The 16,985-nt window shown below is 68.3% G+C and carries 18 protein-coding genes; 5 read left to right on the top strand and 13 right to left on the bottom strand.

Features of this window, described 5'->3' with window-relative positions; translation table 11 throughout:
* Positions 1-108: 108 nt before the first annotated feature.
* From VGN58_RS06430 to cyoA, 11 genes are all read right to left on the bottom strand, one after another.
* Entirely contained in the window at positions 109-1,026 is a 918-nt protein-coding gene (locus VGN58_RS06430) for a sensor domain-containing protein (RefSeq protein WP_327482477.1), read from the bottom strand.
* A complete protein-coding gene (locus VGN58_RS06435; RefSeq protein ID WP_062355736.1) occupies positions 1,023-1,388 on the bottom strand; it encodes a PadR family transcriptional regulator in 366 nt (121 codons plus the stop codon). The genes VGN58_RS06430 and VGN58_RS06435 overlap by 4 nt, the downstream gene beginning before the upstream one ends.
* Before the next feature lie 128 nt (positions 1,389-1,516).
* Positions 1,517-2,158, bottom strand: a complete 642-nt coding sequence (locus tag VGN58_RS06440) for a DUF2878 domain-containing protein (RefSeq protein ID WP_327482478.1) — start codon at positions 2,156-2,158, stop codon at positions 1,517-1,519.
* The gene (locus VGN58_RS06445) at positions 2,155-2,748 is read right to left on the bottom strand and encodes a hypothetical protein (RefSeq protein WP_327482479.1); all 594 of its coding nucleotides are present in this window, start codon (positions 2,746-2,748) and stop codon (positions 2,155-2,157) included. Before VGN58_RS06445 ends, VGN58_RS06440 begins: the two co-directional genes overlap by 4 nt.
* A gap of 252 nt (positions 2,749-3,000) precedes the next feature.
* Entirely contained in the window at positions 3,001-3,543 is a 543-nt protein-coding gene (locus VGN58_RS06450; RefSeq protein WP_327482480.1) for a response regulator transcription factor, read from the bottom strand.
* Complete coding sequence (locus VGN58_RS06455) at positions 3,527-4,906, bottom strand: ATP-binding protein (protein ID WP_327482481.1); 1,380 nt, start codon at positions 4,904-4,906, stop codon at positions 3,527-3,529. Before VGN58_RS06455 ends, VGN58_RS06450 begins: the two co-directional genes overlap by 17 nt.
* On the bottom strand, positions 4,854-5,645 hold the full coding sequence (locus VGN58_RS06460; RefSeq protein WP_327482482.1) for an SURF1 family protein: 792 nt from the start codon (positions 5,643-5,645) through the stop codon (positions 4,854-4,856). Before VGN58_RS06460 ends, VGN58_RS06455 begins: the two co-directional genes overlap by 53 nt.
* Positions 5,642-6,049, bottom strand: a complete 408-nt coding sequence (gene cyoD / locus VGN58_RS06465) for a cytochrome o ubiquinol oxidase subunit IV (RefSeq protein ID WP_327482483.1) — start codon at positions 6,047-6,049, stop codon at positions 5,642-5,644. Before cyoD ends, VGN58_RS06460 begins: the two co-directional genes overlap by 4 nt.
* Positions 6,049-6,681: a cytochrome o ubiquinol oxidase subunit III gene (gene cyoC, locus VGN58_RS06470; RefSeq protein WP_327482484.1), complete on the bottom strand. Its 633-nt coding sequence runs from the start codon at positions 6,679-6,681 to the stop codon at positions 6,049-6,051. Before cyoC ends, cyoD begins: the two co-directional genes overlap by 1 nt.
* Positions 6,674-8,713, bottom strand: a complete 2,040-nt coding sequence (gene cyoB / locus VGN58_RS06475; protein ID WP_327482485.1) for a cytochrome o ubiquinol oxidase subunit I — start codon at positions 8,711-8,713, stop codon at positions 6,674-6,676. The genes cyoC and cyoB overlap by 8 nt, the downstream gene beginning before the upstream one ends.
* A gap of 42 nt (positions 8,714-8,755) precedes the next feature.
* A complete protein-coding gene (cyoA, locus tag VGN58_RS06480; protein WP_327482486.1) occupies positions 8,756-9,814 on the bottom strand; it encodes a ubiquinol oxidase subunit II in 1,059 nt (352 codons plus the stop codon).
* A gap of 158 nt (positions 9,815-9,972) precedes the next feature.
* Between cyoA and VGN58_RS06485 the strand changes: the two genes are divergently transcribed.
* The 4 genes from VGN58_RS06485 (at position 9,973) to VGN58_RS06500 (ending at position 14,223) form a co-directional block, all read left to right on the top strand.
* On the top strand, positions 9,973-11,283 hold the full coding sequence (locus VGN58_RS06485; protein WP_327482487.1) for an MFS transporter: 1,311 nt from the start codon (positions 9,973-9,975) through the stop codon (positions 11,281-11,283).
* Between the two features lie 67 nt (positions 11,284-11,350).
* Positions 11,351-12,262, top strand: coding sequence for a peptidylprolyl isomerase (locus VGN58_RS06490; protein ID WP_327482488.1), 912 nt, complete (start codon positions 11,351-11,353; stop codon positions 12,260-12,262).
* A 215-nt stretch (positions 12,263-12,477) separates the two neighbouring features.
* Positions 12,478-12,804: a metalloregulator ArsR/SmtB family transcription factor gene (locus VGN58_RS06495; RefSeq protein ID WP_327482489.1), complete on the top strand. Its 327-nt coding sequence runs from the start codon at positions 12,478-12,480 to the stop codon at positions 12,802-12,804.
* Between the two features lie 21 nt (positions 12,805-12,825).
* Complete coding sequence (locus VGN58_RS06500) at positions 12,826-14,223, top strand: DUF2867 domain-containing protein (RefSeq protein ID WP_327482490.1); 1,398 nt, start codon at positions 12,826-12,828, stop codon at positions 14,221-14,223.
* 7 nt (positions 14,224-14,230) lie between these two features.
* Here the strand turns inward: VGN58_RS06500 and VGN58_RS06505 are convergent, their stop codons facing one another.
* Positions 14,231-15,109 carry a DMT family transporter gene (locus VGN58_RS06505; RefSeq protein WP_414710759.1) on the bottom strand — a complete coding sequence of 293 codons (879 nt, stop codon included), beginning with the start codon at positions 15,107-15,109 and terminating at the stop codon, positions 14,231-14,233.
* A 125-nt stretch (positions 15,110-15,234) separates the two neighbouring features.
* Between VGN58_RS06505 and VGN58_RS06510 the strand changes: the two genes are divergently transcribed.
* Positions 15,235-16,206 carry a LysR substrate-binding domain-containing protein gene (locus VGN58_RS06510; RefSeq protein ID WP_327482492.1) on the top strand — a complete coding sequence of 324 codons (972 nt, stop codon included), beginning with the start codon at positions 15,235-15,237 and terminating at the stop codon, positions 16,204-16,206.
* A 4-nt stretch (positions 16,207-16,210) separates the two neighbouring features.
* Here the strand turns inward: VGN58_RS06510 and VGN58_RS06515 are convergent, their stop codons facing one another.
* The gene (locus tag VGN58_RS06515; RefSeq protein ID WP_327482493.1) at positions 16,211-16,978 is read right to left on the bottom strand and encodes a DUF4349 domain-containing protein; all 768 of its coding nucleotides are present in this window, start codon (positions 16,976-16,978) and stop codon (positions 16,211-16,213) included.
* Positions 16,979-16,985: the final 7 nt, after the last annotated feature.

A 16,985-nucleotide genomic window follows, 5' to 3' on the forward strand; every position in this document is an offset into this window, starting at 1 on the left:
AGGAGCGACGTCAGTCGCGAAGCTTTTTCAGAATTGCCGCTTCCATGTATTGAGAAAGGCCGCCCTCCCGGGCGGCCTTTTCGTTCGCGTCGCTCCCACATCGCGTCCTCACACCACCGGCGTGCGCACCAGCAGATGCTTGGCCAGCCAGCCATGGAACAGGCCGACGACGCGCGCCAGATGCAAGGTGGCGAACAGCAGGACGAAGCCGATGACGGAGAACAGCGGCAATAGCCAGGGCGCGTCATCGACGACGCTCCACTCGCCGAAGCTGAGCACGTAGTCGAACGGCAGGAAGTACGCTACCGGTGCGGCGATCAGTCCCAGCGACAGCGCCAGCAGCGTGATCGCGATCGAGAAATACAGCACACCCAGCGGGTGCATCAGCAGCAGGTACAGCGCCGCCGTCCACGTGCGGCCGTCGGTGAACAACTCCCTCAACCGCGTCAGCCACGGCTTGTCGCGCTGCGTATACAGCGGACGGCGCGGCATGCGCTCGCCCAGCAGCACTTCCACCACGCGGCCTTCGACCAGCGACAGCAGGCGGACCGACATCAGGAACAGCAGCAGCAGCGGGATGCCGATGATCAGGATCAGCAGGCCGACCGACAGGCTGGCCCCGGTGACGACCCAGGTGAAGTAGAACGTGCCGGTGGCCAGCGACAGCAGCATGTAGAACAGCGCGCCATACGTGCGCGGATCGGCCGCCACGCCGAAGAAGCGCCCGAGTAGCGACTTGCGCTTGGGCGGAACGGGCGGACGCAGCGCCCTGGCGACGGTGACCTCGGTTTCCCGGTAGATGTCGGCGACTTCTTCCGGCGCGCCGTAGCTGCCGGCGACCGAGGCGATCACCTCGGCTTCCGACTTGCCCGGGTTTTCGGCCAGCTCCGAGCGCAGGTATTCCTCCGCATCGTAGACGGCGTCCTGCACCATCGCCTTGTCGGCACCGGCCAGGGCGGCACGCAACTGCTCGAGATACTCGGGAATGGTGGTGGGCAGGCGACTGCCCGCAGTGGTGGTGTTCATGCAGGAATCCCCTCAAGCACGGAATCGACGGAATCGCGGGTGGCGCGCCAGGCGGCGGCCCAGGACTGCAGGGTCTGCCGCCCTGCCTCGGTGATGCGGTAGTAGCGGCGTGGCGGCCCGGCGACCGAGGGCTCGACGAAGCTGTCCAGCAAGCCGCCGCCTTCGAGATTGCGAAGCACCGGATAGAGGGCACTCTGCTTGCCGCTGAGCACGCCGTCGCCGACGCGCTCCAGCTGCTTGGCGATCAGGTAGCCGTACAGCGGCTCGCCGGCGCGGGCCAGCACCGCCAGCAGCGCCAGCGACACGGTGCCGGCGCTGAGTTCCTTCTGGAACTTCTTCAGATGGATGTCGGGTTCGTTCATCGCTCCCCCTTCGCGGACCGACCGCTAGGTTGGAGACGATGCTATTGCGAACTTTGATATAGCGAATGTGCCAGTAGTCATCCCGCCGTATTGGGGGGATGTGGCGGCACGCGGATCGGGACAGCGCATCAGGACGCGGTGGCGCGACTCTCGACGGGCGCGGCCGCTGCCGCGCGTCTCTCCCACGTACGGGCCGCCCACAGCAGCGCCGGCAGCGCGATGCCCCACGCGACCGCGAGCCACGTAACGCCATGCCACTGGGGCGCCGCGAACTGCGCCGCCTCCCAGCCACGTGCCGCGGCGAGATAGGCCAGCGGCCCGCCGGCGCCACCCAGCAGCGCCCCCAGCCACAGGCGCGACTGCAGGGCGCGCATCGCGCTGTTGAGGGTCACCGCCAGCGAGGCCCACAGCGCCAGGATCCACGGCGGAGCGACCAGCTCGCCGAAGGAAGCGGCGCGATACACCACCCACCCCTGCGCGGACGCCACGCCATCCACCGCCAGGCCACACAGGATGGCCAGTCCCACCAGACGGACTTCGTGCGCGCGGCGCGGCGCCAGCCACACCTGCGACAGGACGAACAGCGTCGCCGCCAGCACCCCCGGCCAGGCGTGCCCCTGTCCGGCCGCGATCACCGCCACGAACCAGACCGCCTGGTTGCCGAGCACGTTGACCAGCGTGCGCCATCTGCCGCCATGCCGCAGCGTCTGCAACGACGGCGCACCGGAGGACGGCGTCCTCCGGTACGCAGGTTCGGCATTGCGGCTCAAGGCGCCGGCTCGTAGAAGTAGGTGTGCACGCGCGCGGTGCCGACCGGCAGGCCGGCCTGGAAGGCCGACACGTTGAACACCGCGTTCAACGCTTCGGCGGCCTCGCCGTTGAGCGTCAGTTGCGCGTTGTCCAGTTGCACCGACCCGACGCGCGCGTGCCGGCCGCGTACCACCGGCGCACCGACCAGCGCGATGTCGAACAGCGGCAACCGGCCGAGCACGCTGTCGTTGAGCTTCACCAGTCCCGTGAGCACCGGCGCATCACCGGTGGTGTCGATGGTGTAGCTGCTCAGGTTGACCTCGGTCTTGCCCGCGCGCAGCGTCAGGCCGCCGGCATGGTCGATTTCGCCCTTCAGGCTGCCCAGGTCGAGCTCGCCACCGGGAATGGGAAACGTCGCACCGGCACCGCGCAGACGCGCGGGATAGGACGCCTTCACCGATACGCCGAGCGATGTCAGCGCGCCCGTCAGGTCGGCCGACAGCTGCACGCGGGTATCCCCGCCGAGCGTATTGACGGTGGGTGCGGCAGAGGCGGCAAACGGCAGCAGCCCGATGGCGAGGAGAAGACCGGAGAGTCGAAGCGTTTTCATGGTGTCTGTTCCTGTGAGGTAAGTGCCCAGGGGAAGAACCTTCAACACGGGCACGCGCGGGACCTGCGCTGCATCCGCCCCGCGGCGCGTGCGGCACGGGACGACAGGGCCTACGCCGGGTGATCGATGCCGGATGCATCGGCACGCGCCGGCAGCGCTGCCGGCCCGATGGACGGCGGCGTGCGCAGACAGGTGCGTGGACGCGATGTGAGGAACGCCGACGGCGGAGCGCGCTGGCAGGCCGCGCCGCGGCTACTTGACCCGCCGCTTCTCGAGCTTGCGCGCCAGCGTGCGCCGGTGCAGTCCCAGCCGGCGTGCGGCCTCGGAGATGTTGAAGTCGCTGGCGGCCAGTGCTTCGTGGATATGCTCCCACTCCAGCGTCTTGATCGACGTGGTGCGCGCGGTCAGTTCCACGTCCGCGTCGCCGGCGGCGCGCTGGAAGGCGGCTTCGATATCGTCGGTGTTCGACGGCTTGGCCAGGTAGTGTCGCGCGCCCAGCTTGATGGCTTCCACGGCGGTCGCGATGCTGGCGTAGCCGGTCAGCACCACGATCACCATCTCCGGATCGGCGTCGTGCAGGTGCTTGACGCTGGACAGGCCGGATGCGCCGCCGGCGAGCTTCAGGTCGACCACCGCATGCGTGGGCGCGAACGCCTCCAGCAGCGCCGGCATGCCGTCCTCGCCGGCAAGATGGCGCACCTGGTAACCGCGCCGCTCGAACGAGCGCACCAGCGTGCGCGCGAACGCCGCATCGTCCTCGACGATCAGCAACCGGCGCTCAGTCTTGGTCGTCATCATTCGCCTCCTCGATCGCGATCGCCGCCAGCGGCAGCGTCAGCGTCACCACCGCGCCGCCCTGCGGCCGGTTCCTCGCCTGCAGTTGCCCGCCCAGCGTGCGCGCCACGTTGACCGACAGGAACAGGCCCAGGCCGCCGCCCGGCCGCCCCTTGCTGCTGTTGTACGGCGTACCGAGCCGCCGCAGGATGCCGGGCTCGAAGCCCGGGCCGGCGTCGGACACGTCGACCACCACCGTGTCGTCCTCGCAGCGCACGTCCATGGCCACCCAGTCCGGCGAGGCTTCCAGCGCGTTGTCCAGCACGTTGAACACCATCTGCCGCACACCGGCATCGCTGACGATACGGGGGTCGAAGCCGCTCTGGTTGCGGTAATCGAAGCGCGGCGGGTTGCGCGCCTGCTCCCATTCATGCGCCAGTTCGTCGAACAGCGCGTGCAGCGTGGTCTCGGTGGGGGCCTCGGCGCGGGTCTCGCCCGCCGTCATCAGGATGTTGGTGACGATGGACTTGCAGCGTGCCACCTGCGCCTGCATTTCCAGCACGTCGTTGTGCAGTTCGCCATCGGACGCCATGGTGGGCAGATGCTGCCAGTCGCCCAGGATCACCGACAGCGTCGACAGCGGCGTGCCCAGTTCATGCGCGGCACCGGAGGCCAGCAGGCCCATGCGGACGATGTGCTCCTCTTCCACCGCCCGCTGGCGCAGCTCCGCCAGGCGCGCGTCGCGTTCGCGCAGGATGCCGCCGATGCGGGTGATGAACACCACCAGCAGGCCCGCGATCAGCAGGAAGCACACCAGCAGGCCCTGCACGTAAGGGTCGGCCAGCCCGCGCGCCGGCTGCACCGCCAGCTTGAGCGGCGCGGGCACGGCGGCCAACCCCACCACGCACAGCGCGGCCGCCGCCGCGATCACCCAGCTGCCCGGCGAGCGCAGCAGCACGGTGCCGATCACCACCTGCAGCAGGAACAGGAACACGAACGGATTGGCGATGCCGCCGGACAGGTACAGCTGGATGGTCAGCGAGGCCACGTCCACCAGCAGGCCGACCAGCAGCGCAGCGTGCGACACCTGCGCGCGGCGCCGGCACCACGCCTGGCTGGCCAGGTTGAACAGCACCAGTGCCGCGAGCACGGCGAACATCGGCGCCAGCGGCAGCGCGATGCCCAGCCCGTACTGCACCACCAGGATCGTGGCCACCTGCCCGACCACCGCGATCCAGCGCAGCTGGATGAGCTGCTGCAGATTGCGCAGTCCGGCGCGGTCGTGCGAGCCGTCCACGCGGGGCTCGGCGCGCTCGGGATCGTCGACGGAATCAGCCTGGCGGAAGTACATGCGGGTCCGAGGGGCGACGGAGGCGCCGATCATGGCGCAACCGGCGCTCCGACGCGACCAGCAGCCCACCGCCGACCAGCGTCAGCAGCGCCATGCCGAACCAGGTCAGCGCGTAGGACAGGTGGGAGTCGCGGAACGTCACCACCGTCATGCCGCCGCGCGGCCATTCGCGCACGGCCGGATCGCGGTCGGCATCGATGAAGAACGGCGCGACGCCTTCCGCAGGCAGTCGATGTTTCCGCGCAATGGCGACGACGTCGCGCGAGTACCAGCGATCCTGCGCGGGCACGTTCCGGCGCAGGAAACCGCCTTCCGGCTCGCTCATGCGCAGGAGCCCTTCCACCACCACCCGGCCGTCCGGCGCAGGCGACACCGCCCCGCCGATCGGCACGAAGCCGCGGTTCACCAGCACGTAATCGCCATCGTCGGTCTGCAGCGGCTGGAGCAGCCAGAAGCCGCCACCCAGCTCGGTGACGGCCTGCGTGCGCGTCTCGCTGTCGGGCAGGAAGCGCCCGCTGACCGACACGCGCCGGTAACTGTCGTTCGCGTCGCTGACGGACGCCCATCGAGCGCGCGACGGCGCGGGCACAGCCGCTGCGTGGATGCGCGCATCGACGCGCGCGATCAGGTCGTGCTTCCAGGCCATCCGCTGCAGTTGCCACACGCCCAGTGCGATGAATCCGCAGAAGGCGACCGCCAGCAGGCCGGCGAACGCGACCCGCCACCGCCTGCGCGGCGCAGGATGACGGGTCGCGGCGGCCGGATCGTTCACGGCAGGCTCTGCGCCGCTTCCTGCACCTGGTGCCGATGCATGTCGTGCGAGCCCGGCATCATGTTGGTGTTCATGTTGTGCATGACCCACAGCGTCCCGATCAGCACGATGATCAGCAGCACGGCGGTGAAGATCAGCGCGAACAGGTTCCAGCCGCCTTCCGACTTCGGATTCATGTGCAGGAAATACACCATGTGCACGACCACCTGCACCATGGCGAAGGCCAGGATCACCAGCGTGGTGATGGTGGGCGTGGGCAGCACCTTGGCCATCACCAGCCAGAAAGGGATCGCGGTCAGCACGACCGAAAGCACGAAGCCGGTCACGTACTCCTTCATGCTGACGTGCGGAATGCCGTCCTCGAGGAAGTCGTCGTGTTCGGAGTGGGAAGAAGGATGACCCATCACTGCACGCCCATCAGGTAGACGAAGGTGAAGACGCCGATCCAGACGACGTCGAGGAAATGCCAGAACATCGACAGACACGCGATGCGGCGCGTGGTGGTGCGGTTGAGCCCCCACTTGCGCACCTGTACGCACAGCACGACCACCCAGATGACGCCGAACAGCACGTGCAGCCCGTGCGTGCCGACCAGGGTGAAAAAGGCCGACAGGAACGCGCTGCGTTGCGGACCCGCACCGATGTGGATCAAGTGGTGGAACTCGTAGACCTCGATCGACAGGAAGGCCAGGCCCAGCAGGCCGGTGACCAGCAGCCAGCCGATCGTGCCGCGGGCGTTGCGCCTGAGCATCGCCAGCATCGCGAAGCCGTAGGTGATCGACGACACCAGCAGGATGCCGGTATTGATCGCGATCAGGTGCAGGTTGGGCAGGAACAGGTCGCGGCCGGACGGACCGGCGGCGTAGCTGCCCGAGAACACCCCGAACGTGGCGAACAGGCTGCCGAAGATCATCAGGTCGCTGAGCAGGTAGATCCAGAAGCCCAGCAGCGTGCCGTTCTCGGGATGGTGCCTGCCCTCGGTGTCCAGGAACACCGGCGAGCCGTCGGGTCGATGGAGGGCGATGGACTCAGACATGGGCGTGGTTCGCAAGGCCTTGGTTCAGGAGTGCGCGCTCCAGCTGTTCGGTGCGCGCCTGCTCGGTGCGGGCGACCTCGTCGGCCGGAATGTAGTAGTCGCGGTCGCGGTCGAAGCTGTGCCAGATGGCGTAGACGATCGTCGCCAGCAGCGACACGCCCGCCAGCCACCAGACATGCCAGATCAGGGCGAAGCCGCAGACCGTGCTCAGGGCCGACAGGATGACGCCGGCCCCGGTGTTGCGCGGCATGTGGATCGCCTTGAAGCCATCGCGCGGACGCTGGAAGCCACGCTGCTTCATGTCCGTCCAGGCATCGGTGTCGTGCACGACCGGGGTGAAGGCGAAGTTGTAGTCCGGCGGCGGCGACGACGTGGACCATTCCAGCGTGCGGCCGCCCCACGGATCGCCGGTGTGGTCGCGCAGCTGTTCGCGGCGGCGGAAGCTGACGTAGATGCAGTACAGGAACGCGGCGATGCCGATGGCCACCAGCACCGCGCCGAAGGCGGCGATCTGGAACCAGATCTGCAGCGACGGATCCTCGAAGTGGCTCATGCGGCGGGTCACGCCCATCAGGCCCAGCACGTACAGCGGGGTGAACGCGAACCAGTAGCCGGCCAGCCAGAACCAGAACGAGACCTTGCCCCAGAAATCGTCGAGCCGGAAACCGAACGCCTTCGGGAACCAGTGCGTCATCGCCGCGAACAGGCCGAACACCACGCCGCCGATGATGACGTTGTGGAAGTGGGCGACCAGGAACAGCGAGTTGTGCAGCACGAAGTCCGCCGGCGGCACCGCCAGCAGCACGCCGGTCATGCCGCCGATCACGAAGGTGACCATGAAGCCCATCGTCCACAGCATCGGCACCTCGAAGCGGATGCGGCCGCGGTACATGGTGAACAGCCAGTTGAAGATCTTCGCGCCCGTCGGGATCGAGATGATCATGGTGGTGATGCCGAAGAACGAGTTGACGCTGGCGCCCGAGCCCATCGTGAAGAAGTGGTGCAGCCACACCAGGTACGAGAGCACGGTGATGCAGACCGTGGCGTACACCATCGACGAGTAGCCGAACAGGCGCTTGCCCGAGTACGTGGACACGATCTCGGAGAACACGCCGAACAGCGGCAGGATCAGGATGTAGACCTCCGGGTGGCCCCAGATCCAGATCAGGTTGACGTACAGCATGGCGTTGCCGCCAAGGTCGGTGGTGAAGAAGTTGGTACCGACGTAGCGGTCCAGCGTCATCAGCGCCAGCACCGCGGTCAGCACCGGGAACGACACCACGATCAGCACGTTGGTGCAGAGCGCCGTCCAGGTGAACACCGGCATCTTCATCATGCCCATGCCGGGCGCACGCATCTTCAGGATGGTCACCAGCAGGTTGACGCCGGATAACAAGGTTCCGACGCCCGCTATCTGCAGCGCCCAGATGTAGTAGTCCAGCCCCACCCCGGGATCCTGGTTGCCCAGGTTCGACAGCGCCAGCCAGCCCGAGGTCGAGAACTCGCCCAGGAACAGCGACAGCATGACCAGCACCGCGCCGGCGGTCGTCATCCAGAAGCTGAAGTTGTTGAGGAACGGGAACGCCACGTCGCGCGCGCCGATCTGCAGCGGCACCAGGTAGTTCATCAGGCCGGTGACCAGCGGCATGGCCACGAAGAAGATCATGATCACGCCGTGGGCGGTGAAGATCTGGTCGTAGTGGTGCGGCGGCAGATAGCCCATGTTGTCGCCGAAGGCCATCGCCTGGTGCAGGCGCATCATGATGGCGTCGGCGAAACCGCGCAGCAGCATCACCAGGCCCAGCACCATGTACATGATGCCGATCTTCTTGTGGTCGATGCTGGTGAACCACTCGCGCCACAGCCAGCCCCACAGCCGGTACTTCGTGATCACCGCGAGCAGCGCGATGCCGCCGATGCACGTACCGATGAAGGTCGCGGCGATGATCGGATCGTGCAGCATGGGAATCGCGTCCCAGGCCAGGCGACCGGTGATCGGGGAATGGGGGACGGTGCTGGTGTCAAAGGCCATGGAGTGAATCCGGTGTATCCAGGGGTGTGCCGGCGCGGCGCATCACGGCGCCTTCATGCCGGCGGACGAAGCAGGAGATACCGCCGCGGCTGCGCGCGCGGTCTCGACCGTGCACAGCTCGGAGCGGACGAACGGGCCCGCGGCCAGGTTGCCGCGACGCGGGCGCTGAAGCGCGTCCGGACCGTCCAGTCCGCGTCCGCCCATGGCGTCGTAGGCCATCATCTGGTCCATGCACAGTCGGTCGCTGTCGACGCAGCGGTTGACCACCGCATCGAACAGGCCCGGATCGACGGACGCGTACAGGCGCGACGGCTCGCGCGAACTGGGCACTTCCAGCTGCAGGTACTCGGCGCGGCTCAGCGCCTTGCCGACGGCGCGCGCTTCTCCGATCCAGCGGTCGAAACCTTCATCGGACAGCGCGTGGAAACGGAACCGCATGTGCGAGAAGCCCTCGCCGCTGTAATGCGACGAGAAACCCTCGTAGTTCCCTTCCTTGTTGATCACCGCGTGGAGCTTGGTCTCCATCGCCGGCATCGTGTAGATCATGCCGGCCAGCGCCGGCACGTAGAACGCGTTCATCGTCGACGACGAGGTCAGGCGGAAGGTGATCGGGCGATCGACCGGCGCGGCCATCTGGTTGACCGACGCGACGCCGTATTCGGGATAGACGAACAGCCATTTCCAGTCCAGCGCCACCACCTGCACTTCCAGCGGCTTCACCTCCTCCGGCACCGGACGCCCTTCGGCGATGCGCCCCAGCGGGCGGTACGGGTCCAGCAGGTGCGTGCCGATCCACGTCACTGCACCCAGCGCGATGATGATCAGCAGCGGCACACCCCAGATGACCAGCTCCAGCTGCGTCGAATGGTCCCAGTCGGGCTTGTAGGTGGCCTGCGTGTTCGACGCGCGGTAACGCCACGCGAACCAGAAGGTCAGCGCGATCACGGGGACGATCACGATCAGCATCAGCGCCGTCGCCACCAGGATCAGGTTGCCCTGGCGGGCGGCGATGTCGCCGGCGGGATTGAGGACCTGCAGGTTGCACCCCGACAGCACGGCGGTGGCGGACATCGCCACGGCGGCCTGCAGGGCTCGGCGCATGAGGGACATGGGCGTGGGGCTTACGGATTGATCGAGATCAATGTAGTGCGCCGGCCCGGCGCGGAGTATTGGACGTTTTGTCCTATCGCGGAGGCGGGTGCGGTCTGCGACCCTATGGTCGTACCTTTCCCGCAGTCCGACCCGGCAGCCCCGTCCCCATGGCGTCCATCAGCCCCACGACTTCCACCCACGACCACGGCACCAAGGCCCACGCCGATGTCGCCCCGGGCGAGATCGCCGTCGGCGTGGTGATCGGGCGCGCGTCCGAATACTTCGACTTCTTCGTCTTCGGCATCGCCTCGGCGCTGATCTTCCCGGCGGTGTTCTTCCCGTTCGTGGACCGCCTGGAAGGTACGCTGTGGTCGTTCGCGCTGTTCGCGCTGGCGTTCGTCGCACGCCCGTTCGGCACCATGCTGTCGATGAAGATCCAGGCGCGCTGGGGCCGCGGCCTCAAGCTGACGGTCGCGCTGTTCCTGCTGGGCACGGCCACCGCCGGCATCGCCTTCCTGCCGGGCTATGCCTCGCTCGGCGCCGCCTCGATCGTCCTGCTGGCCGTGCTGCGCGTACTGCAGGGGCTGGCCCTGGGCGGCTCGTGGGACGGCCTGCCGTCGCTGCTCGCGCTGAATGCGCCGAAGGAACGCCGCGGCTGGTACGCCATGCTCGGCCAGCTGGGCGCGCCGGTGGGTTTCATCGTCGCTGCCGGCGTGTTCGCCTTCCTGTACGCCAACCTGGAAGAAGCCGACCTGCTGACGTGGGGCTGGCGCTATCCGTTCTTCGTCGCGTTCGCCATCAACGTGGTGGCGCTGTTCGCGCGGCTGCGCATCGTGGTGGCCGACGAATACCAGGACAAGATGGGCGAACTGGAACTGGAGCCCACGCCGGTCCGCGAGCTGTTCCAGGCCAAGGGCCGGCATGTGGTGATCGGCGCGTTCGCCGCGCTGGCCAGCTATGCGCTGTTCCACATCGTCACGATCTTCCCGCTGTCGTGGATCCTGCTGTACTCGCAACAGTCCATCGTCAGCTTCCTGCTGGTGCAGATCCTGGGCGCGTTCATCGCCGCCGGCGCGATCGTGGTCTCGGGCCTGATCGCCGACCGGGTGGGCCGTGCGCGCACGCTGGGCGGTCTGGCGGTGGGCATCGCGATGTTCAGTGGCTTCGCACCCACGCTGATGGAAGGCGGTCCGGTCGGCCAGGGCGCCTTCATCCTGATCGGCTTCGCCCTGCTCGGCCTGTCGTACGGCCAGGCGGCGGGCGCGGTCACCGCGAACTTCGGCCGCCGCTACCGCTACACCGGCGCGGCGCTGACCTCCGATCTGGCGTGGCTGATCGGCGCCGGCTTCGCTCCGCTGGTGGCGCTGGGCCTGTGCGCCAACTTCGGCCTGTCGTGGCTGGGCGCCTACCTGCTGTCGGGCGCGCTGGGCACGCTGATCGCACTCGGCATCAATCGCGCGAAGAACTACAAGAGCTGATCGTCCACGGCGGCGGCCACCGCCCGCGCGCGTGGCGCACTACAATCCGGGCATCCCGTGTCCAGGAATGCCCATGCGCCGTCTCCCGCTGCTGCTCGCCTGCCTGCTCGCCCTGCCCACGCTGCATGCGGCCGAACCGCCGAAGCCGCTGACGGCCAAGGAGATCCTCGACGCGTCGCCTGACGCCGACTGGCGCACGCTGGATCCGGCCAACACGCTGTACATGGACGTGCCCGGCGGACGCGTGGTGATCGAACTGGCGCCGGCCTTCGCACCGGAGCATGTGGCCAACATCCGCACGCTGGCGCACGAGGGGTTCTGGAACGGACTGGCCATCTACCGCTCGCAGGACAACTTCGTCGTGCAGTTCGGCGATGCCGATGCGGAAGATGCCGCCAAGGCCAGATCGCTGGGCACGGCGAAGACGAAGTTGCCCGCCGAATTTGCGCGCACGTCCGCTGGCCTGAGGTTCACCCGTCTGCCGGATGTGGACGGCTGGGCGCCGCAGGTGGGTTTCGTCGACGGCTTTCCCGTCGCGCGCGACCCCAAGGCAGGCAAAGCCTGGCTGACGCACTGCTACGGCGCACTCGGCGCCGGCCGCGGCGGCCCGCCGGACAGCAGCAACGGCAGCGAGCTGTATGTCGTCACCGGCCAGTCGCCGCGCCAGCTCGACCGCAACATCACCCTGGTCGGCCGCGTGGTGAAGGGCATGGAGCTGCTCAGCGCGATCCCGCGCGGCCCCGAGCCGATGGGCTTCTACGAGAAGCCCGAGCAGCGCACGCCGATCACCGCCATCCGCCTGGCCAGCGACGTGCCGGAGAACGAACGCGTGCCGCTGCAGGTGCTGCGTACGGATTCGAAGACCTTCGCCGCCGCCACCGAAGCCCGCCGCAACCGCCGCGACGACTGGTACGTGCGCCCCGCCGGCCACATCGACCTGTGCAACGTGCCGCTGCCGGTGCGCGAAGCGAAGCGCTGAGTCGCAAGCGCTTCCTGTAGGAGCGACGTGAGTCGCGACCGTCGATCATCCGTTGAGGTGGAAGCCCGAAGGGCAGCATCCCCTTCCCGCGCTTCATAGGTGTTTACTTCGCGCGGTCGCGACTCACGTCGCTCCTACATTCACCGACAGGCGGTGCTTGACAGTGGACCTCGGCACTTAGATATTTAGCAAATACGTTAATTATCTAAATACACATGACGGTCGACCGCATCTTCGACGCCCTCGCCTCCCGCCCGCGGCGCGAAATCCTCGCCTATCTGTCAGCCCAGGAACTGACGGCCGGCGAGATCGCCGCACGCTTCGACATGAGCGCACCCGCGATCTCGCGGCATCTGTCGGTGCTCGAAGCCGCCGGCCTGGTCACCAGCGACAAGCGAGGGCAGTTCGTCTTCTACCGGCTGGCGCCCGACAACCTGGTCAACACGCTGACCGGGTTCGCCTTCGAGGTCTGCCCGACCGCCGGCCCATTGAAACGCGAAGCCAAGGCCCGCGCGCTGGCCAGGACACCCAAGGCCCGCTGAGCGCCTGCAGGAGAGAATCCGATGCCTCGCCATGCCGATGTCGTCCCCGGTTTTCCGATCGCCCGTATCCAGTCGTACTCCGGCGGGCTGCCCGTAGAGGTCGTTCTGCTTGGGCAACTCGGGCCGGGATCGGGCGATCGACTCCATGCCGTCGCAGGCGCGCTGCAGCGCGAACACCCGGGCTTCGTGGATGCGCTGGATGAACCCTCGGTCCGGATCGCGGCACCGGATTTCGACGCCGGCGAACGCAGTGCGCTGTACACCTTCACGGTGGGCCCCGATGGTCATCCCTTCCATCGTCACGCGGGACACCGCACCTTCACGGCGGTGACCGGCAGTGGCGGCGCGCGCCTGCGCTTCTCGACCGCCTCCGACGAACAGCTCGCGCGCGATCCGGTGCATTTCGCGGCGGCCCTGCACCATGTCGACCTGCCGGCGGACGCGCTTTTCAGCGTGCGCTTCGGCAGCGGCACCTGGCACCAGTTCGCGCCGCTCCAGCCGGGCAGCCCGCATCCGGTGCTGTTCGCGCTGTCCTGCCATACCGACGAACTCGGCGGCCTTGCGCACGGTGTCGTGCGCGATCGGGTGCTGGCAGGCGACGCCAACATCGCCACCCTGACCGAAACACTGCCCGACGACGTGCGCACATGGATGACCGGTCATCCGGAACACCTGGAGCGGATCCCGACCGTGCGCCTGGCCCTGCATGCGCCTCCGGGCAGTTGGCAGCAGCGTGCCTGCACCACGCTGCGGGCGGCCGCCGGTCGTCTGCGCACGCGGCTTGCCGGCTGGTGCGCCGAGGTCGGCTTCGTCCAGGGTCGCGCATCGTCGGTGGCGTCATTGCCTTCGCCCCCGCAAGGTTCACTGCTGCTCGAGCAGTTGCCCGGCTTCCATCACCAGGACACCTTCAGCCTGCGCCTGCAGGGCATGGCGACCACGACCGCGCAGGAGTTGCTGGCGGACGTGCTGCAGGGATTCCTGCAGTACCGCCCGGCCGGCGTGACCCAGCTCATGCGCCTGCGCAACGTGCTGGTCCGCCCGCTGCGGCTGCGCACCTCGCCGCTCGGCTGCCCGGTGTCGTCGCTTCTGTCGACGACCGAGGGCCCGTTGTTCGCAGGGCGGTTCCCGGTCATCGCACAGGGGATCGATGCGGACGGCAAGCGGGCACAGGTGATCCTGGGTGCCGATGATCGCCACCTGGTGTTCCGTTCCTGTGTCGGTGTGTGTGTCACCGACACGGGCGTCGAGGTGACGCTGGGGACGCGCGTGCAGTACCGCAACGCCTTCGGGCGCGCGTACATGGCCGCGATCAGTGGCGTCCACCATGCCTATGTCGCACCCGCCATGCTGCGCAGCGCCGTGGAAAGCGTGGCGCAACGGCATGCGCCACTGTCGCTGACACAGGGTCTGTTCGCCTGAGCCACGCTCACGCCGCCCGCTGGCTCACTGCCACGCTGCCCAGGATCAACGCGCCGGCGGCGAGCATCGCCGGCGTGACCGGTTCGTTGAGGAACAGCCACGCGAAGCCGGCGCCGAACAGCGGCACCAGATAGGTCACGGTCGCGGCGCGGGCGGGACCGATGCGCTGGATCAGGCGGTAATACAACAGGAAGGCGTAGCCGGTGCAGAGCACGCCGATGGCGATCGCCGCGCCCCAGGCGCCGACACCGACCGCATGCGTAGGCCAGTGCGTCGCCGCAAACGGCAACACCAGCAACGCCGCGCAGCTGAGCGTGGCGGCCGCTGCGGCCGCCGGCGGAATGCCGGCCAGATGCCTGCGCACCAGGTTCACGCCCACGCCGTACAGCAGCGCCGCGGTCGCACCGGCGATGACCGCACCGCCCACGCTCAGTCCGCCGGCCTTGCTGGTCGCCAGCACCACCACGCCGACGAAGCCGACCAACAGGGCGAGCGAGCGGCGCAGGCCGATCTTCTGGCCGAAGAACAGGAAGCCGACCATCGCGGCGAACAGCACCGTCATCGCATTGCAGATCGCGCCGATCGCCGCGGGCGAGCGCTGTGCGGCCCAAGCGAACAGCAGGAACGGGATCGCCGAATTGATCGCGCCGATGATCGCGAGCTTCGGCCACAGGCCGGCACGGAAGTGCGCACGCTCGCGCCACAGGAACGGCAGCAGGATCAGCGCGCCGAGCGCGAGGCGTACTTCCACCAGGGCGAAAGGACCGAACGGGTTGGCCGCGATGCGCATGAAAAGGAACGAACTGCCCCAGATCGCGCCCAGCACCAGCAGCTCCAGCGGGGTGCGCCAGTCCCGCTCGACCGCTTGCGGTGGGGTCATGGCCATGCTGTCTCCCTGTGCCATCGTGGCGGCCCTCGTTCGTGCCTGCGGCCATTCTGGATCACCCGTGAGTGCCCACAAGCGCGTAGCATGCGGGCAAGCCACAAATCTGGCTTGTGCCTGGAGCGATCATGAGCCTGCGCCCTGCCCTGCTGCCCGCCCTCGGCGTGTTCGCCGCCGCGGCGCGCCACCAGAACTTCGCCCATGCGGCCGACGAGCTGCACCTCACCGCCAGCGCGGTCAGCCATCACGTGCGCAAGCTGGAGGCATTGCTGGGCGTGGTGTTGTTCCAGCGCCATGCGCGCGGCGTGAAGCTCACGACCGAAGGCCGGCAGCTTGCGGACGCGGCGAATGCGGCGCTGGGCGACATCGATGCGGTTGCCTCCCACCTGCAGCTGGCGGGCAAGACCACCACGCTGCGCATCACCACGCTGCACTCACTGGCGTATTGCTGGCTGCTGCCGCGGCTGCCTCGCTTCTGCTCGCGCCATCCCCACATCCGCCTGCATGTCGACACGGGCATCGCGCTGACCCGATTCGACGACGAAGGGCCGGAACTCGGCATCCGCCACGGCCCCGGGCACTGGGCGGGCCTGACCGCGCACCATCTGATGGACGACGAACTGTTCCCGGTCGCATCCCCGGCCCTGCCCGGCATCGAAGCGATCAAGGAGCCGCGCCAGATCGCCCAGCTGCCGCTGGTGACCGACCTCGCCCTGCAGGGCTGGCGCGACTGGTTCCGTGCGGCCGGCGTGCGCGGCCTGCGGCTGCCGCCGATGCACAGCTTCAGCGACAGCACCGATGCGATGCGCGCGGCCGTGTACGGCGTGGGCGCGGCGCTGGCACGGCGCCACGTGGCGCAACCCTACCTGCAACGGTACGAACTGGTGCGCCTGCCGGGGCCGGCGCTGAAGGCGCGTTTTTCGTACTACGCGGTGCATCCCGCGCATCGGCCTCCCAGCGCCGCCGCGCAGACCTTCATCGACTGGCTGAAGGAGGAGGCGCGCGACGAGCGCACGCCGCTGCCGCCGATGCCGGACGATTTCCTCGGGCGCGCCGCAGCGGCCACGCCCACCACACCACAACGCCGCGAAAGGCCCTGATCGCTCAGGCGCGGCGTCGCCGCAACCTGCGCCATGCGGCCACCAGCATCGCGAGCACGACCAGCACCGGAATCAGGAACGCCACGGCACGGATCGTCAAGGCAGTGCCGCTGGCCAGTGTCGAGACGAAGTCGCGCACCGCCTGGCGGATTTCCCCGCGACCGCTCTCGCCGCCCGGCGTTTCGAAATGCAACGTCAGCTTCTGCGTCTGGATCCTGCGCTGCTGCTGCGCGGCCTCCTGGTCGGCCGCCTCCACCTGTGCTTCCAGTTTCGAGACCTGCTGCGACAGCGCGATCATGTCCGCCACCGAAAGGTCGCGGCGCTGCTGGAAGGCCTGCAGGCCGGCGAGTTCCTTCTGCAGCCGGGAGCGCGTCAGCGCGGTGTCGCGCACCGCTTCCGCCAGATCTTCCGCGCGCGTCGTGCGATGGCCCAGGTCGGCGCCTTCGCCGGCGGCCGCGATCAGCGGTTCGACGCCCGCCGGCACGATGCGCACCGTCAGCATGCCGCGCGGCTCATCGCCTCCGCGCTGGCTGACCTCCAGCACCGTGCAGTCGCCATGCTGCTTGCGCAGACAGGCGTCCTGCAGCGCCTGTATCCGTGCCGGAATACGCTCGGCGTCCAACTGCAGCGTGACGTCGTGCTCGTAGGCCAGGAACTCGCCGGCAGCCGGTTTGATGACCATCGCGGTACGCGGCAGATGGCCACTTTCCTGCTTGGCGCAGCCAGCCAGTCCGCCGACCGTGGCCAGCAGCACCACGGCCAACCGCAGCACGCCCCGG

Origin of the sequence: Pseudoxanthomonas sp., assembly GCF_035999195.1 — a bacterium.
Classification (GTDB): Bacteria; Pseudomonadota; Gammaproteobacteria; order Xanthomonadales; family Xanthomonadaceae; genus Pseudoxanthomonas_A.

Coding starts and splice junctions, on each gene's coding strand:
- VGN58_RS06430 (WP_327482477.1), bottom strand. CDS start 1,026: ATGAACACCACCACTGCGGGCAGTCGCCTGCCCACCACCATTCCCGAG.
- VGN58_RS06435 (WP_062355736.1), bottom strand. CDS start 1,388: ATGAACGAACCCGACATCCATCTGAAGAAGTTCCAGAAGGAACTCAGC.
- VGN58_RS06445 (WP_327482479.1), bottom strand. CDS start 2,748: ATGAAAACGCTTCGACTCTCCGGTCTTCTCCTCGCCATCGGGCTGCTG.
- VGN58_RS06450 (WP_327482480.1), bottom strand. CDS start 3,543: ATGACGACCAAGACTGAGCGCCGGTTGCTGATCGTCGAGGACGATGCG.
- VGN58_RS06455 (WP_327482481.1), bottom strand. CDS start 4,906: ATGATCGGCGCCTCCGTCGCCCCTCGGACCCGCATGTACTTCCGCCAG.
- cyoD (WP_327482483.1), bottom strand. CDS start 6,049: ATGGGTCATCCTTCTTCCCACTCCGAACACGACGACTTCCTCGAGGAC.
- cyoC (WP_327482484.1), bottom strand. CDS start 6,681: ATGTCTGAGTCCATCGCCCTCCATCGACCCGACGGCTCGCCGGTGTTC.
- cyoB (WP_327482485.1), bottom strand. CDS start 8,713: ATGGCCTTTGACACCAGCACCGTCCCCCATTCCCCGATCACCGGTCGC.
- cyoA (WP_327482486.1), bottom strand. CDS start 9,814: ATGCGCCGAGCCCTGCAGGCCGCCGTGGCGATGTCCGCCACCGCCGTG.
- VGN58_RS06485 (WP_327482487.1), top strand. CDS start 9,973: ATGGCGTCCATCAGCCCCACGACTTCCACCCACGACCACGGCACCAAG.
- VGN58_RS06490 (WP_327482488.1), top strand. CDS start 11,351: ATGCCCATGCGCCGTCTCCCGCTGCTGCTCGCCTGCCTGCTCGCCCTG.
- VGN58_RS06495 (WP_327482489.1), top strand. CDS start 12,478: ATGACGGTCGACCGCATCTTCGACGCCCTCGCCTCCCGCCCGCGGCGC.
- VGN58_RS06500 (WP_327482490.1), top strand. CDS start 12,826: ATGCCTCGCCATGCCGATGTCGTCCCCGGTTTTCCGATCGCCCGTATC.
- VGN58_RS06505 (WP_414710759.1), bottom strand. CDS start 15,109: ATGGCCATGACCCCACCGCAAGCGGTCGAGCGGGACTGGCGCACCCCG.
- VGN58_RS06510 (WP_327482492.1), top strand. CDS start 15,235: ATGAGCCTGCGCCCTGCCCTGCTGCCCGCCCTCGGCGTGTTCGCCGCC.